This is a genomic window from Burkholderia sp. AU31624, from assembly GCF_020420065.1.
GTDB lineage: Bacteria > Pseudomonadota > Gammaproteobacteria > Burkholderiales > Burkholderiaceae > Burkholderia.
The window spans coordinates 141818-157665 of the sequence record NZ_JAIZRT010000005.1 but is presented as its reverse complement, the minus strand read 5'-3'; the positions used below and the strand labels follow the sequence as shown (position 1 = coordinate 157665).

The window sequence follows — 15848 nt, the reverse complement described above, 5'->3', positions numbered from 1 at the left end:
GGTGATCAGCCGCCGCGGCGCATCAGGTCGAAGAACTCGGAGTTGCTCTTCGTCTGGCGGATCTTGTCGAGCAGGAATTCCATCGCTTCGACTTCGTCCATGTCGTGGATGAACTTGCGCAGCACCCAGATCTTCTGAAGGATCTCGGGCTTGATCAGCATTTCTTCGCGACGCGTGCCAGACTTGTTCAGATTGATCGACGGATACACGCGCTTTTCCGCGAGACGGCGCTCGAGGTGCACTTCCATGTTGCCGGTGCCCTTGAACTCTTCGTAGATCACGTCGTCCATGCGGCTGCCGGTTTCGATCAGCGCGGTGCCGATGATCGTCAGCGAACCGCCTTCCTCGATGTTGCGCGCCGCGCCGAAGAAGCGCTTCGGACGTTGCAGTGCGTTCGCGTCGACACCACCCGTCAGCACTTTGCCCGATGCCGGGATCACGGTGTTGTATGCGCGTGCGAGACGCGTGATCGAGTCGAGCAGAATCACGACGTCGTGCTTCATTTCGACGAGGCGCTTGGCCTTCTCGATCACCATTTCGGCGACCTGGACGTGGCGCGTGGCCGGTTCGTCGAACGTCGATGCGATCACTTCGCCGGCGACCGAGCGCTGCATTTCGGTCACTTCTTCAGGGCGCTCGTCGATCAGCAGCACGAACAGGATCACGTCCGGGTGGTTCTGCTTGATCGCGTGTGCGATGTGCTGGAGCATCACGGTCTTGCCCGACTTCGGCGACGCGACGAGCAGGCCGCGCTGGCCCTTGCCGATCGGCGCGATCATGTCGATGATGCGGCCCGTGACGTTTTCCTCGCCGCGCATTTCGCGTTCGAGCGACAGCGGCTTGTTCGGGTGCAGCGGCGTGAGGTTCTCGAACATGATCTTGTGTTTCGAGGCCTCGGGCGGCTGCCCGTTGACTTTGTCGACCTTCACCAGCGCGAAGTAGCGCTCGCCGTCCTTCGGCGTGCGGACTTCACCTTCGATGGTGTCGCCGGTGTGCAGGTTGAAGCGGCGGATCTGCGACGGGCTGATGTAGATGTCGTCGGTGCTCGCGAGGTACGACATTTCCGGCGAGCGCAGGAAGCCGAAGCCGTCCGGCAGCACTTCGAGCGTACCGTCGCCGAAGATCGTCTCACCCGTCTTGGCGCGCTTTTTGAGAATGGCGAACATCAACTCCTGCTTGCGCAGGCGGTTCGCGTTTTCGATCTCCAGGCCATTGGCCATTTCGATCAGTTCGGAGACGTGCAGAGACTTGAGCTCGGATAAATGCATACGGAGAACCCGCCAGGGAGGAGACGACGAAAGAAATAAAGGGAGGAGGGCGAGCGGAAGCGCTCAGAGACTTAAATGCGTCTTGTAGACGTTTTTTAATTCTAGCATAGGCCGATTCGCGCTTGAGCGAGCGATCGGCGGCTTGTCGACGGACGTGTTGCCGGCTGACAACACGTCCGCGGAACGGCCTGTATTACAGGTGGCTGTCCAGGAATGCGGTGAGCTGCGACTTCGACAGCGCGCCGACCTTCTGCGCGGCGGCCGCGCCGTTCTTGAACAGGATCAGCGTCGGGATGCCGCGCACGCCGAACTTCGCAGGCGTCGCCTGGTTGTCGTCGACGTTGATCTTCGCGATCTGCAGCTTGTCGCCGTAGTCCTTCGCGACTTCATCCAGGATCGGGGCGATCATTTTGCACGGGCCGCACCATTCGGCCCAGAAATCGACGAGCACGGGCTTGTCGGATTTGACGACGTCCTGTTCGAACGATGCGTCGCTGATGTGTTTGATCTGTTCGCTCATTGGGTCAATACCTCTTACGGTTCGGGGACTGCCTGCTTGCGCGTTGCGGCGTACCGGCCGCCGTTGGGGGGCCGGCCGCTGCGGCAGGTCACTCCACTCTCCGGAAAGGAGGCGTGTAAGCGCTGCATGCCGCGGCTCGCGGGTCGTTCGGGCGTCATATTAGCCTAAATTGCTATCTGCTGCGGGCGGCGATAGTAGCCGCTACGCGAGTAGGGGTACGACGCGGCGTTCGACCGTTGTGTCCAGCAGGTGGAGGCCGGCTTGCAAATTACAAGGGGCGGACGCGCAGGTCATTCGCGTCGGGTGGGCTGCATGGCCCGATGCGCGTCGGTTTGTCGGGTCATATTCGCATTGATGCGAACAAACGGTCGCATTCATCCGGAAGCGGTGATAGAATATGCCGTGACGGGCCTCCTCGCATGGTGGGGCGGTGAACCTGGTCAGGTCGGGAACGAAGCAGCCACAATCGTTTTCCGCCAGTGCCGAGGGTTGGGCTCGTCACCTTCCATCTCGCCCCGTTCGCCGGGCGTTTTTTATTTCTGCACCCCACTCCGTTTTACCTGCGCGTTTGCCTGTCTTCCGCACCGTTTCGCGTGTCGGCGCGACGCAGCGTTACTGATACAATTTCCCGATGACCTATCAAGTTCTCGCACGCAAGTGGCGTCCGAAGGATTTCGCTTCGCTCGTCGGCCAGGAGCACGTCGTCAGGGCGCTTACGCACGCGCTCGACGGCGGGCGTCTCCATCACGCCTATCTGTTTACCGGAACCCGCGGTGTCGGCAAGACGACGCTGTCGCGGATCTTTGCCAAGGCACTCAATTGTGAAACCGGCATCACGTCGCAGCCGTGCGGCGTGTGTCGCGCCTGTCGCGAAATCGACGAAGGGCGTTTCGTCGATTACGTCGAGATGGATGCCGCGAGCAACCGCGGCGTCGACGAAATGGCCGCGCTGCTCGAGCGCGCGGTGTACGCGCCCGTCGATGCGCGCTTCAAGGTCTACATGATCGACGAAGTGCACATGCTGACGAATCACGCGTTCAACGCGATGCTGAAGACGCTCGAGGAGCCGCCGCCGCACGTCAAGTTCATCCTCGCGACCACCGATCCGCAGAAGATCCCCGTCACCGTGCTGTCGCGCTGCCTGCAGTTCAACCTGAAGCAGATGCCGGCCGGGCACATCGTGTCGCATCTCGAACGGATCCTCGGCGAAGAGCAGATCACGTTCGAGCCGCAGGCGCTGCGCCTGCTCGCGCGCGCCGCGCAGGGCAGCATGCGCGATGCGCTGTCGCTCACCGACCAGGCGATCGCCTATTCGGCGAACGAGGTGACCGAGTCGGCCGTGTCGGGCATGCTCGGCGCGCTCGACCAGACTTACATGGTGCGTCTGCTCGACGCGCTCGCCGCAGGCGGCGGCCCGGAAATCCTCGCGATTGCCGATGAGATGTCGCTGCGCAGCCTGTCGTTCTCGACCGCGCTGCAGGATCTCGCGAGCCTGCTGCATCGCATCGCGTGGGCGCAGTTCGCACCGGGCTCGGTGCTCGACGAATGGCCCGAAGCGGGCGACCTGCGCCGCTTCGCCGAGACGCTGAGCCCCGAGCAGGTCCAGTTGTTCTATCAGATCGCGACGGTCGGTCGCGCCGAGCTCGGCCTGGCGCCGGACGAGTACGCCGGTTTCACGATGACGCTGCTGCGGATGCTTGCGTTCGAGCCGGCGGTTGCCGCCGGCAGTGCGCCGGTCGGCCAGCCGTCCGCACCGCGCGCGGTGCCTGGCTCGCGCGTGGCGGCGGCATCGGCCGCTACGGCGAAGCCGGTATCGGCTGCACCTGCCGCAGCAGCGCGGCCGCAGGCAATTGCCCCGGCAGCGCCGGCGGCACCCGTTGTGCGCGCAGCGCCGGTGCAGTCCGGCGACGAAACAGACCGGCCGGCCGTGAAACCGGCTGTCGTCGAAGCAGCCGCGCCGGCCCCGGTTGACGCGCCAGTCATCGAAACGCCGCAGCCGCAGACGGCTGCAGTACCGCAAGCGGAGCCGGCCGGCGATCACCCGACGCCTGTCCGCAAGGAACCCGAGCCGCCCGCCGCCGTTGCGCAGCGAAGCGACGAGCCGGCTGCGCCGGCCGAACCGATGCCGCGCGCTGCGCCGCCTGAGCCCGCCGCGCGTCCGTCGGCGCGTTCCGGAGGCGCCGCCGCCGCGCTCGACGTGCTGCGCAATGCGGGGATGCGCGTGTCGTCCGATCGCGGGCGCGCAGGCGCCGCCGCCGCGAAACCGGCAGCCCAGCCGGCCGCCGAGAAGCCGGCCGTGCCGCGTCCCGCCGCCGTCCAGGTGCCGACGCCGCGCGCTGCGGCCCGTGCGCCGCAGGCGGCCGATTCGCGCCAGGCGTCGCCGCCGTGGGAGGACATTCCACCCGACGACTACGTGCCGCTCAGTGCCGACGAAATGTTCGGCGGCCCGCCCGACGATGGCTTCGTGCCGGTGTTCGACAGCGGCCCCGACGACGTGCGCGTCACGCCGAAGCCGGCGGAAACCCGTCCGTCCGCACCGGTCGACACGCGTCCGTTGCCGCCCGCGATCGCACTCGATCCGGTCGGTTTCGACGGCGAATGGCCGGCGCTGGCCGCACAGCTGCCGCTCAAGGGCGTCGCCTACCAGCTCGCGTTCAACAGTGAACTGACGGCGGTCGATGCGACCACGTTGAAACTTTCCGTGCCGGTGCCGCAATATGCGGACGCCGCGCAGGTGGCGAAGCTGAAGGCCGCGCTGGCCGATGCGCTCGGCAAGCCGGTCGAGGTGGCCGTCGAAGTCGGGCCCGCGCGGCGTACGGCGGCGGCGCTCGATGCGGCCGCGCGCGCGGCACGCCAGCGTGAGGCCGAGCAGGAGATTCACGGCGATCCGTTCGTTCAGCAGCTCGTGCGCGATTTCGGTGCGCGTATCGTCGAGGGTTCGGTGCGCCCGCTCGCCGACGCGGCGCCGGACGGCCCGCCGCCGACGCTGCATTGAACTGAGCGCCCCGCGACAGGCACAATCACGCCCACACATTGGCCGGCACGCGCCGCGTGCCGGTTTTCACACGATCAAGAAGGAGTATTCCCATGTTGAAAGGCAACCTCGCCGGACTGATGAAGCAAGCGCAGCAAATGCAGGAAAACATGAAGAAGATGCAGGAGCAGCTTGCGCTGATCGAAGTCGAAGGGCAGTCGGGCGCCGGCCTCGTCAAGGTGACGATGACGTGCCGCAATGAAGTGCGTCGCGTGTCGATCGACCCGAGCCTGCTCGCGGACGACAAGGACATGCTCGAGGATCTCGTCGCGGCTGCGTTCAACGACGCCGTGCGCAAGGCCGAAGCGACGTCGCAGGAAAAGATGAGCGGCATGACGTCGGGCCTGCCGTTGCCCCCGGGCTTCAAGCTGCCGTTCTGAGCGTAGCGTCCGTGTCACTTTTTGCTGCCGTATGAAACAGCCGTCCGCCCTGTCCGCGCTCGTCGAAGCGTTACGCGTGCTGCCCGGCGTCGGGCCGAAATCCGCCCAGCGCATGGCGGTCCACCTGATGCAGCACGATCGGGAGGGTGCGGAGCGGCTCGGCCGGTCGCTGCTGTTCGCGACCGAGCACCTGCAGCACTGCGAAAAGTGCAACACGTTCACCGAAGCGCAGATCTGCGAGGTCTGCAGCGACGAAGAGCGTGATCCGACGCTGCTGTGCGTCGTCGAGACGCCTGCCGACCAGATCATGCTCGAGCAGACGATGACTTACCGCGGGCTGTATTTCGTGCTGATGGGCCGGCTGAGCCCGCTCGACGGGATCGGCCCGAAGGAAATCCATTTCGACCGCCTCGTGCGGCGCGCGTCCGATGGTGTCGTCAAGGAAGTCGTGCTCGCGACCAACTTCACGAACGAAGGCGAAGCCACCGCGCACTACCTCGGCCAGACGCTGAAGGCGCGCGGGCTCGCGGTCACGCGCCTCGCGCGCGGCGTGCCGGTGGGCGGGGAGCTCGAATACGTCGACGCGGGCACCATCGCCCGCGCAATGCTCGACCGCCGCACGATGTAAGCCGGGCGCCGCCGGCCGCTCGCCGCGTTGCGCTCCTTGGCGATACGTCAGTATTCGCGGCGTCGCGCGCCTCGCGAGCGGCCGTTCTCGTGGCAACGCATGCACGTTCCATATGTAAACAGACCCTAGGAGACACATGAGCACCAGCCAGGGCCCGCTCGCGGGCGTCAAAGTGCTCGAATTCGGAACGCTGATCGCGGGACCGTTCGCGTCGCGGCTGTTCGCCGAATTCGGCGCGGAAGTGATCAAGATCGAGGATCCGAACGGTGGCGACCCGCTGCGCAAGTGGCGCAAGCTCCATCCGGAGCAGGGCGGCACGTCGCTGTGGTGGTCCGTCCAGGCGCGTAACAAGAAATCGGTCACGCTCAACCTGAAGGCCGACGCCGGCAAGGCGATCGCGCGGCAACTCGCGCGCGAGGCCGACATCGTGATCGAGAATTTCCGCCCGGGCCTGCTCGAAAAGCTCGGGCTCGGCTACGACGTGCTGTCGGCCGAGAACCCGGGCCTCGTGATGGTGCGCCTGTCCGGTTACGGGCAGACCGGCCCGTACCGCGACCGGCCCGGCTTCGGCGCGATCGCCGAATCGATGGGCGGGCTGCGTCACATCACCGGCTATCCCGAACTGCCGCCGCCGCGCATCGGCATCTCGATCGGCGATTCGATCGCCGCGCTGCACGGCGTGATCGGCGCGCTGATGGCGCTGCATCACCGCAAGGTCAACGGCGGGGCGGGGCAGGTGGTCGACGTTGCACTGTATGAAGCCGTCTTCAACATGATGGAAAGCGTCGTGCCCGAATACGGCGTGTACGGGATGGTGCGCGAGCGCACCGGCGCGTCGCTGCCGGGCATCGTGCCGTCGAATACGTATGCGTGCCGCGACGGCAGCATCGTGATCGGCGGCAACAGCGACCCGATCTTCAAGCGGCTGATGAAGGCGATCGAGCGCGACGACCTCGCGGACGATCCTGCGCTCGCGCAAAACGACGGGCGCGTGCCGCGCACGCAGGAGATCGACGACGCGATTGCCGCGTGGCTTGCGCCGCGCACGATCGAAGAAGCTCTCGTCGTGCTCAACGCGGCCGACGTGCCCGCCGGCCGCATCTACAGCGCCGCCGACATGTTTACCGATCCGCAGTTCGTCGCGCGGCAGATGATCCAGCGCTTCAAGCTGGCCGACGGCACCGACATTCCGTTGCCGAACATCACGCCGAAGCTGTCCGACACGCCGGGCGAAACGCGCTGGCTCGGGCCCGAGCTCGGCGAGCATACGGACGAGGTGCTGCGCGGCCTCGGCTACGACGCGCCGGCGATTGCCGCACTGCGCGAAGCGGGCGCGATTTGACCACCCTCGGGCCTGTCGCTTCGCGCCGGGCTTCCGGAACGGCGCATTCTGCCAGGGCGCTCCGTTGGCGGGGGGAAACCCGGGGCGGCGCGACGTTTTCCTGAGCACGCGGAACGCCGCGCCGCAACGCGGCGGCGCAGCGTGTCCGGGTGCCCGCAGCCGTCGCTCCGCAGTCGCCGGACTGTCGCTCTCGCGCCATCTTTCCTCGGTTACAATCGCCGGATGCGAATCCTACTCAGCAACGACGACGGCTATCTCGCCCCCGGTCTCGCCGCGCTCAGCGACGCGCTGCAGCCGCTGGCCGAGCTCACGGTGATCGCGCCCGAGCAGAACTGCAGCGGCGCGTCGAATTCCCTCACGCTGTCGCGGCCGCTGTCGGTGCAGCGCGCGGCGAGTACGGGTTTCTTCTACGTGAACGGCACGCCGACCGATTCGGTACACGTCGCGTTGACGGGGATGGCCGACGCCAGGCCGGACCTCGTCGTTTCCGGGATCAACAACGGCCAGAACATGGGCGAGGACACGCTCTATTCGGGGACAGTTGCGGCCGCCACCGAGGGCATCATGTTCGGCGTGCCGGCCATCGCATTCTCGCTGGTCGACAAGGGCTGGGCCCATCTGGCGGACGCCGCGCGCGTCGCCGCGGAAATCGTCGAGCACTCTCTCGCGCATCCGCTGCCGGGCCAGCCGCTGCTCAACGTCAATATTCCGAACCTGCCGTATAACGAACTGAAAGGCTGGAAGGTCACGCGCCTCGGCAAGCGTCATCCGTCGCAGCCGGTGATTCGCCAGACCGACCCGCGCGGCGAACCGATCTACTGGATCGGCGCGGCGGGCGAAGCGCTGGACGCCAGCGACGGCACCGATTTTCATGCAGTGGCAAACGGTTTCGTGTCGATCACGCCGCTGCAGCTGGACCTCACGCACACGCAGATGCTGTCCGCGACGCGCGAATGGGCGCGCGCCGGAGGGCGGGCTTCATGAGCGGCGAGCGCGCGAAGCGGTTCCCGCTCGCGCTCGAAGATCTCAAGCGAGCGCCACGCAAGTCGGAAGGTCGGGCCGGCGAACGCCATGCGGCGGTTGCGGCATCGAAGGCCGCCGACAAGCCTGCGGCCGTGCTGAAACCGGTTGCGGTGAAGCCCGCTGCGACGCGATCGGCGTTGCCCGGCTCCGCCGCCGCGAAGCCGGCGACCGCGCCGAAGCCGACCGCACTGAAGCCGGCGATGCCGAAGCCGGCCGCACCGAGCGTCGCGCCGGCCGGCGCGTTCGCGCTTACGTCGGAACGCGTGCGCGAACGGATGGTCGAACGGCTGCGCGCGAACGGTGTGACCGACGCGCGTGTGCTGGAAGCGATGGCCGCGGTGCCGCGACACATGTTCGTGGATCCGGGGCTCGCGACGCAGGCCTACGAGGATTCGGCGTTGCCGATCGGCCACCAGCAGACCATTTCAAAGCCGTCGGTCGTCGCGCGCATGATCGAGCTCGCGATGGCCGGCCGCACGCTCGAGCGCGTTCTCGAGATCGGCACGGGCTGCGGCTATCAGGCCGCCGTGCTGAGCCACGTGGCACGCGACGTGTATTCGATTGAACGCATCAAGCCGCTCTACGAGCGCGCGAAGCTGAACCTGCGGCCGCTGCGCGTGCCGAACATCCGTCTGCACTACGGCGACGGGCGTGTCGGCTTGCCGTCCGCAGCCCCGTTCGACGCGATCGTGATCGCGGCGGCAGGGCTCGACGTGCCGCAGGCGCTGCTCGAGCAGCTCGCGATCGGCGGGCGGCTCGTCGCGCCGGTCGGCGCGCAGAGCGGGCAGCACCAGGTGCTCACGCTCGTCGAGCGCGTCGCGCACGCGCAATGGCGAGAGTCACGGCTTGATCGCGTTTTCTTTGTCCCTTTAAAATCCGGAGTAATTTGAAACCGATGAGTATGTTGCGCGCGATGCAAAACAACCGTTCCAGGGAACCGCTCACGCTCGCCCAGCGGGCGATCTGCGTAGCTGCGTTCTCCACGCTTCTGGCCGCCTGTGCGACGCGGCTCGACAACGCGCCCGTCGTCGATCGCTCCGGTTCGCTCGGCACGACCGGCACCGCGCAGCCCGCGGCGCCGCTTCCTCCGGCGCCGCCGGGTTACTACCGGGTGAAGCCGGGCGACACGCTGTACCGGATCGCACTCGAAAACGGGCAGAACTATCGCGACATCGCCGCGTGGAACAACCTGGCGAACCCGAATCAGATTGAAGTCGACCAGCTGCTGCGCGTTTCGCCGCAGGCTGGTGCCGCCGTTACGGGCACGCAGGTCGCCGCACCGATCGCGGGCGCCGCTGTTGCGACCGCGCCGCTCAGCAGCGGCCCGGCAACGCCGGCCGCCGGCACGTCGTCGTCGGTCGCGACGCCGCCTGCCGCGGCAGCCGCATCGAGCGATACGGCAGCCGCGCCGAGCGGCCCCGTGACGTTCGCATGGCCCGCGCGCGGTCCCGTGCTGAACGGTTTCGACGACGCGAAGAACAAGGGCGTCAATATCGGCGGGTCGGCCGGCGAGACCGTGAAGGCGGCGGCCGACGGTCGCGTCGTCTACTCGGGCAATGGCCTGCGCGGCTACGGCAACCTCATTATCATCAAGCACGATGCAACTTACCTCACGGCGTATGCACACAATCGCGCTTTGATGGTAAAAGAGGGGGACGCGGTAACGAAGGGGCAGAAGATCGCCGAGATGGGGAACAGCGATTCCGACCGCGTGATGCTGCATTTCGAGGTTCGCCGGCAGGGTAAACCTGTCGATCCGCTGAAGTATTTGCCGCCTCAATAACCGAGACGACCATGCCGAAATCGAAGCGCCACGAGCCGCAAGCCGAGTCTGAGAAAATCAGTCGAGCCACGCAAGCATCGGTGGGGCGAGCTGGTGCTTCGACGGACGACGAAGACGACGTCGCGGACAACGAGCGTGATCTCGAGGCACGCGACGCCGACGCGGACGGTGGCGACGACGAGCGCGAAGGCCGTGTCGAGGCGGCGCCCGATGTCGACGATTTCCGCACGATGCTGCAGGCCGAGCTCACGGCCGACACGATCCAGCATTACCTGAACCGCATCAGCGTGAAGCCGCTGCTCACCGTCGAGGAGGAGCAGCGCTATTCGCGTCTGGCCAAGGCCGGCGAATTCGAGGCGCGGCAGGTGATGATCGAGCGCAATCTGCGTCTCGTCGTCAGCATCGCGAAGGGATATCTGAACCGTGGCGTGCCGCTGCTCGACCTGATCGAGGAAGGCAACCTCGGCCTGATGCATGCCATCGAGAAATTCGACCCGACGCGCGGCTTCCGCTTCTCGACCTACGCGACGTGGTGGATCCGGCAGAGCATCGAGCGCGCGATCATGAACCAGGCCCGCACGGTGCGCCTGCCGGTGCACGTGATCCGCGAACTGAACCAGGTGCTGCGCGCGAAGCGCCACCTCGAAAAGAACTCGATGTCGACGGGCGAGGCGGCCGAGCGCCGCGAAGCCAGCATCGACGACATCGCCTATCTCACCGGCAAGACCGCCGAGGAAGTCACCGACATCCTTGCGCTCAACGAGCACACGGCGTCGCTCGACGCGCCGCTCGACCTCGATCCCGCGAGCAGCCTGCTCGACCTGCTGCCTGACGACCAGAGCCAGTCGCCCGACGCGGAGGTTCAGCACCGCGAGCTCGAGACGCTGACGCGCGCGTGGCTGTCGCGGTTGTCCGACAAGCATCGGCATGTGATCGAGCGCCGCTTCGGCCTGAACCACATCGAACCGGCAACGCTCGAGGAGCTGGCCGACGAGATGGGGCTCACGCGCGAGCGCGTGCGCCAGATCCAGCAGGAAGCGCTGGTGCGCCTCAAGCGGTTTTTCGCCTCCAACGGTGTGCGCAAGGACGCCGTTCTGTAACTGATGACTCCGATTCTTGTGTTTGACATCGAGACGATTCCCGATGTCGACGGCATTCGCCGTCTGGAAGACCTGCCCGCGACGCTCGACGATGCCGCGGTGGCCGAGCATGCATTCGCCGCCCGTCGCGAGAAGACCGGCGGCGATTTCCTGCCGCACCACCTGCAGCGCATCGCGGCGATTTCCTGCGTGTTCCGCGACAACAACGGTTTTCGTGTGCGCTCGCTCGGTACGCCGCAGGACAACGAAGCGACGCTGATCCAGTCGTTCTACCGCGTGATCGAGAAATACACGCCGCAGCTCGTGTCGTGGAACGGCGGCGGCTTCGATCTGCCGGTGCTCCATTACCGCGCGCTCGTGCACGGCATCCCCGCGAGCCGCTACTGGGATCTCGGCGAGGATGACCGCGATTTCAAGTGGAACAACTACATCTCGCGTTACCACTCCCGGCATACCGACCTGATGGATGTGCTCGCGATGTATCAGGCGCGCGCGAATGCGCCGCTCGACGCGCTCGCGAAGATGTGCGGCTTTCCGGGCAAGCTCGGCATGGACGGCAGCCAGGTGTGGCCGGCGTTCCAGGCCGGGCGAATCGAGGAAATCCGCAATTATTGCGAAACCGACGTCGTCAATACCTACCTGCTGTACTGCCGGTTCCAGTTGATGCGCGGCGGCCTGACGCCGAGCGAGTATGCGGACGAGATCCTGCTCGTGAAGAACTCGCTTGCACAGGAGCCTGCGTCGCACTGGGCCGAATACCTGGCCGGTTTCGACGCATAGCGAGGGCGAGTGCGCTGCGGCCGGCGGCGCGATCAGGCCAGTTCGAGCAGCACCGGCTGGTGATCGGACGCGCGCACGTCGCCGTCGATTTCACAGCGCATGACGCGCGGCAGCAGCGTATCGGTCACGAACACGAAGTCGCACGCGAGCGGCCCCTCCGACCATTGCACCGTATCGTAGACACCCGCCGTCGGCGGTGGCATGCGGCCCGGGTGTCGCGCGACCCATGCGTCGATGAAGCACGGCGCGTCCGAGATCGGCTCCAGGAGTCGGCAATAGGCGTCGCTGCCGAACGCGCTGTTGAAGTCGCCGCAGACGATCGCATCGCATGGCTGGCCGGTTGCGCTGAACGGCCCCTCTGCGTTTTCGGCGGGCGCCGGTCGTGCCGCGTGCGCGCACGCCTCGCGGTGCCGGTCGCGCAACGCGTCGACCTGGGCGAGCCGCTGGCGCGCCGAATAATATTCCAGATGCGTGGTGACCACCCGCAGTGGCCCGAAGGGCGCCTGCAACGCGACGTCGAGCGCGACGCGCGGCATCGACGGCGCGCCGGCGTCGGCCGGCCACGGCAGCAACTGGCGGAGCACGCGCCCGACCGGCAGCCGGGTCGCGATTGCGTTGCCGAACTGGCGGCGCGGTGCGCCGGTTTCAATGGGCGGCAAGTCGGCACCGATCGCTTCGACGATCGTATATCCGGGCAGCAGCGCTGCGAGTTCGGCGAACTGGTCGGCACCGGGCCGGCCGGGCAGTGCGCCGAAGCCGCGCGTGACTTCCTGCAGGCACAGCACGTCGAAGTCGCCGAGCGCGCGGATCGCTGCGACGGTGCGCGCAAGATCGACGCCGCCGTCCGCGTCCCGACCCCATTGGATGTTCCAGTCGATCAGTTGCATGGTCGAATCTCCTGTCGGGGGGATCTCGGGCCCGGGCTTACCTGAGTCGGCGCCACGGGCCACGTGGCCGCTGGCGCTCTCGGGGGCCCGCCTGTCTGGCCGTTCCGGCGCAATGCCGGGCCGTCTATGCTTAAGTATCGGCGCTTGGCGCATGCAAAGCGGGCGATGCGGGCCTGCGTCGTCTACAATCTCGCCTTCTTCAACGTTTGTCAGGAAAAGCTGGTGTCCGAAGCCGTCCCCACTTCTGCGCGCAAATCAAGAAACGCGCCCGTCGCGCCCGGAATCGCCCCGGTCCTCGAGATCGAATCGCTCGACATGGAAGCGCGCGGTGTCGGCCGCACGATCACCGCGGACGGCGAGCCGGGCAAGGTCATCTTCGTCGAGGGCGCGCTGCCGGGCGAGCGTGTGACCTATTCGAGCTTCCGCCGCAAGCCGAGCTACGAGCAGGCGACGGTCGTCGACATTCTGCGCCCGAGCGTGATGCGCACGAAGCCGAAATGCGCGTTCTTCGGCACCTGCGGCGGTTGCTCGATGCAGCATCTCGACATGCGTGCGCAGGTGGCGGTCAAGCAGCGCGTGCTCGAAGACAACCTGTGGCACCTCGCGAAGCTGCGCGCGGAAACGATGTTCGCGCCGATTCACGGCCCGTCGTGGGGCTATCGCTACCGCGCGCGCCTGACCGTGCGCAACGTCGCGAAGAAGGGCGGCGTGCTGGTCGGGTTCCACGAGAAGAAGAGCAGCTACGTCGCCGACATGACGAGCTGCGAAGTGCTGCCGCCGCACGTGTCGGCGATGCTCGTGCCGCTGCGCCGGCTGGTCGAGGGGTTGTCGATCCGCGATCGGATGCCGCAGATCGAGCTCGCGGTCGGTTCAGAAGTCACGGCGCTCGTGCTGCGCGTGCTGGAGCCGATCAACGCGGACGACGAAGCGCTGCTGCGCGCGTTCGCGGACGAGCACAAGGTGCAGTTCTGGCTGCAGCCGAAAGGGCCGGACACGGTGACGCCGTTCTATCCGCTCGACGTATCGCTCGACTACACGCTGCCGGAATTCGGCATCCGCATGCCGTTCAAGCCGACCGATTTCACGCAGGTCAATCATCAAATCAACCGCGTGCTGGTGGGGCGCGCGCTGCGCCTGCTCGCGCCGTCGCGCGACGACCGCGTGCTCGACCTGTTCTGCGGGATCGGCAACTTCACGCTGCCGCTCGCGCGGCTGTCGCGCGAGGTGATGGGCATCGAAGGCAGCGATACGCTGACGACGCGCGCGCTGGCGAATGCGCGCGAGAACGGTGTCGACGGCCACACGACGTTCGCATGCCGGAACCTGTTCGAAGTGACGGGCGACGACATGCGTGCGCTCGGCGCATTCGACAAGTTCCTGATCGACCCGCCGCGCGAAGGCGCGCTCGCGGTGTCGAAGGCGCTGGCCGAGATCGCGCAGAGCGGTAAAGGCCCGTTGCCGAAGCGCATCGTCTACGTGTCGTGCAACCCGTCGACGCTGGCGCGCGACGCGGGCCTGCTCGTGCACGAGGCCGGCTACCGCCTGAAGGGCGCCGGTGTCGTGAACATGTTCCCGAATACGTCGCACGTCGAATCGATCGCGCTGTTCGAGCGCGACTGAGTCAGGCGGCGGACGTAAAAAAACCGGCCCGCGGGCCGGTTTTTTCATGGGGGGTAGCGAACGTCAGTTGCGGTTGCCGCCAAAGATGCCGAGCAGCGCGAGCAGGTTCGTGAACACGTTGTACAGGTCGAGGTAGATCGCGAGCGTGGCCGAGATGTAGTTCGTCTCGCCGCCGTTCACGACGCGCTGGACGTCGAACAGCATGTAGGCGGAGAAGATCGCGATCGCGAGTACCGACACGGTGAGCATCAGCGCCGGGAGTTGCAGGAAGATGTTCGCGACCGAGGCGAGCAGGATCACGATCACGCCCATGAACAGCCACTTGCCGAGCCCCGAGAAGTCACGCTTGCTGACGGTGGCGATCGTCGCCATCGCGGCGAAGATGATGCCGGTGCCGCCGAACGCGAGCATGATCAACGACGGGCCGTTCGAGAAGCCGAGGATGAAGCTCAGCAGCCGCGACAGCATCAGGCCCATGAAGAACGTGAAGCCGAGCAGCACGAATACGCCGGCCGCGCTGTTTTTGGTCCGCTCGATCGCGAACATGAAGCCGAACGCGATCGCGAAGAACGCGAGCAGGCTCATCATCGGGCTCGTGGCCGCGAACAGCGAGAAGCCCGTCGCGACGCCGACCCAGGCGCCCAGCACGGTCGGCACCATCGACAGCGCGAGCAGCCAGTACGTGTTCCGCAGCACGCGGTTGCGAACCTCGGCGGTGCTGACGGAACCGCCGCGGCCGAAATTGTACGGATAGTCGTTCATGGTTTCTCCTAACATTGAACGCGTGGGCGTCCGGGGCCGGTTCGGCACACGCGGTGTGCGGCGCAGCAAACCGGAGCAGCTATGGCTAAGATACGTTCCGTGCCGGGAGGTTTCAATGGCCAGGCAGCACAAAACATATGGATTCGGAACCTTTCACGTGTGTAAGGGTTCAATCGCAATGATACACGGGATCGTGCTACAATAGCGGATTCATTTGAACCTGTAACTTCTTAATTTTTTGGAGTTTTTATGGCAATCGAGCGCACCCTGTCGATCATCAAGCCGGATGCGGTGGCAAAGAACGTGATCGGCCAGATCTACAGCCGTTTCGAAGGCGCCGGCCTGAAGATCGTCGCATCGCGCATGGCGCACCTGTCGCGTGCTGACGCAGAGAAGTTCTACGCGGTTCACGCAGCGCGTCCGTTCTTCAAGGACCTCGTCGATTTCATGATCTCGGGCCCGGTGATGATCCAGGTTCTGGAAGGTGAAGGCGCGATCCTGAAGAACCGCGACCTGATGGGCGCAACGGATCCGAAGAAGGCAGAAAAGGGCACGATCCGCGCCGACTTCGCCGACAGCATCGACGCGAACGCCGTGCACGGCTCGGACGCTGCTGAAACGGCAGCGGTCGAAATCGCGTTCTTCTTCCCGGAAATGAACGTTTACTCGCGCTAAGCCCTGGCTGGCAGCAAGTAGGCAGGATTCAGCGCACGCGGCAAGG

15 protein-coding genes and 1 other RNA gene are annotated in these 15848 nt (G+C 66.1%); 12 read left to right on the top strand and 4 right to left on the bottom strand.

Annotated features, from left to right (window positions below):
- Positions 1 to 5: 5 nt before the first annotated feature.
- Complete coding sequence (rho, locus tag LGM89_RS19750) at positions 6 to 1268, bottom strand: transcription termination factor Rho (RefSeq protein ID WP_006478662.1); 1263 nt, start codon at positions 1266 to 1268, stop codon at positions 6 to 8.
- A gap of 193 nt (positions 1269 to 1461) precedes the next feature.
- Positions 1462 to 1788 (bottom strand): thioredoxin TrxA, encoded by a 327-nt coding sequence (gene trxA, locus LGM89_RS19745; protein ID WP_006402348.1) that lies wholly within the window; start codon positions 1786 to 1788, stop codon positions 1462 to 1464.
- Positions 1789 to 2192: 404 nt separating this feature from the next.
- On the opposite strand from trxA, the gene ffs reads away from it, so the two are divergent.
- The 10 genes from ffs to LGM89_RS19695 all read left to right on the top strand — a co-directional run bounded on the left by ffs (position 2193) and on the right by LGM89_RS19695 (position 11858).
- An RNA gene (ffs, locus tag LGM89_RS19740) (signal recognition particle sRNA small type) lies at positions 2193 to 2291 on the top strand.
- A gap of 128 nt (positions 2292 to 2419) precedes the next feature.
- The gene (locus tag LGM89_RS19735) at positions 2420 to 4783 is read left to right on the top strand and encodes a DNA polymerase III subunit gamma/tau (RefSeq protein WP_226273711.1); all 2364 of its coding nucleotides are present in this window, start codon (positions 2420 to 2422) and stop codon (positions 4781 to 4783) included.
- 92 nt (positions 4784 to 4875) lie between these two features.
- Positions 4876 to 5202 (top strand): YbaB/EbfC family nucleoid-associated protein, encoded by a 327-nt coding sequence (locus LGM89_RS19730; RefSeq protein WP_006482124.1) that lies wholly within the window; start codon positions 4876 to 4878, stop codon positions 5200 to 5202.
- A 31-nt stretch (positions 5203 to 5233) separates the two neighbouring features.
- Positions 5234 to 5830: a recombination mediator RecR gene (recR, locus tag LGM89_RS19725; protein ID WP_006478665.1), complete on the top strand. Its 597-nt coding sequence runs from the start codon at positions 5234 to 5236 to the stop codon at positions 5828 to 5830.
- 136 nt (positions 5831 to 5966) lie between these two features.
- Complete coding sequence (locus LGM89_RS19720) at positions 5967 to 7172, top strand: CaiB/BaiF CoA transferase family protein (RefSeq protein ID WP_089425563.1); 1206 nt, start codon at positions 5967 to 5969, stop codon at positions 7170 to 7172.
- Between the two features lie 222 nt (positions 7173 to 7394).
- On the top strand, positions 7395 to 8156 hold the full coding sequence (gene surE, locus LGM89_RS19715; protein ID WP_089494990.1) for a 5'/3'-nucleotidase SurE: 762 nt from the start codon (positions 7395 to 7397) through the stop codon (positions 8154 to 8156).
- Positions 8153 to 9085 carry a protein-L-isoaspartate(D-aspartate) O-methyltransferase gene (locus LGM89_RS19710; protein WP_089494989.1) on the top strand — a complete coding sequence of 311 codons (933 nt, stop codon included), beginning with the start codon at positions 8153 to 8155 and terminating at the stop codon, positions 9083 to 9085. Before surE ends, LGM89_RS19710 begins: the two co-directional genes overlap by 4 nt.
- A gap of 5 nt (positions 9086 to 9090) precedes the next feature.
- Entirely contained in the window at positions 9091 to 9978 is an 888-nt protein-coding gene (locus tag LGM89_RS19705) for a peptidoglycan DD-metalloendopeptidase family protein (RefSeq protein WP_089494988.1), read from the top strand.
- 11 nt (positions 9979 to 9989) lie between these two features.
- Positions 9990 to 11078 carry an RNA polymerase sigma factor RpoS gene (gene rpoS, locus LGM89_RS19700; RefSeq protein ID WP_089494987.1) on the top strand — a complete coding sequence of 363 codons (1089 nt, stop codon included), beginning with the start codon at positions 9990 to 9992 and terminating at the stop codon, positions 11076 to 11078.
- Between the two features lie 3 nt (positions 11079 to 11081).
- The gene (locus LGM89_RS19695) at positions 11082 to 11858 is read left to right on the top strand and encodes a 3'-5' exonuclease (protein WP_039360281.1); all 777 of its coding nucleotides are present in this window, start codon (positions 11082 to 11084) and stop codon (positions 11856 to 11858) included.
- 32 nt (positions 11859 to 11890) lie between these two features.
- Here the strand turns inward: LGM89_RS19695 and LGM89_RS19690 are convergent, their stop codons facing one another.
- Positions 11891 to 12745 carry an endonuclease/exonuclease/phosphatase family protein gene (locus LGM89_RS19690; RefSeq protein WP_226273855.1) on the bottom strand — a complete coding sequence of 285 codons (855 nt, stop codon included), beginning with the start codon at positions 12743 to 12745 and terminating at the stop codon, positions 11891 to 11893.
- Between the two features lie 165 nt (positions 12746 to 12910).
- On the opposite strand from LGM89_RS19690, the gene rlmD reads away from it, so the two are divergent.
- Complete coding sequence (gene rlmD, locus LGM89_RS19685) at positions 12911 to 14365, top strand: 23S rRNA (uracil(1939)-C(5))-methyltransferase RlmD (RefSeq protein WP_264171036.1); 1455 nt, start codon at positions 12911 to 12913, stop codon at positions 14363 to 14365.
- Positions 14366 to 14428: 63 nt separating this feature from the next.
- On the opposite strand, the gene LGM89_RS19680 is transcribed toward rlmD, so the two are convergent.
- On the bottom strand, positions 14429 to 15127 hold the full coding sequence (locus tag LGM89_RS19680) for a Bax inhibitor-1/YccA family protein (protein ID WP_006761414.1): 699 nt from the start codon (positions 15125 to 15127) through the stop codon (positions 14429 to 14431).
- 249 nt (positions 15128 to 15376) lie between these two features.
- Between LGM89_RS19680 and ndk the strand changes: the two genes are divergently transcribed.
- Positions 15377 to 15802 carry a nucleoside-diphosphate kinase gene (gene ndk / locus LGM89_RS19675; RefSeq protein WP_006478674.1) on the top strand — a complete coding sequence of 142 codons (426 nt, stop codon included), beginning with the start codon at positions 15377 to 15379 and terminating at the stop codon, positions 15800 to 15802.
- The last annotated feature ends 46 nt before the right edge of the window (positions 15803 to 15848 follow it).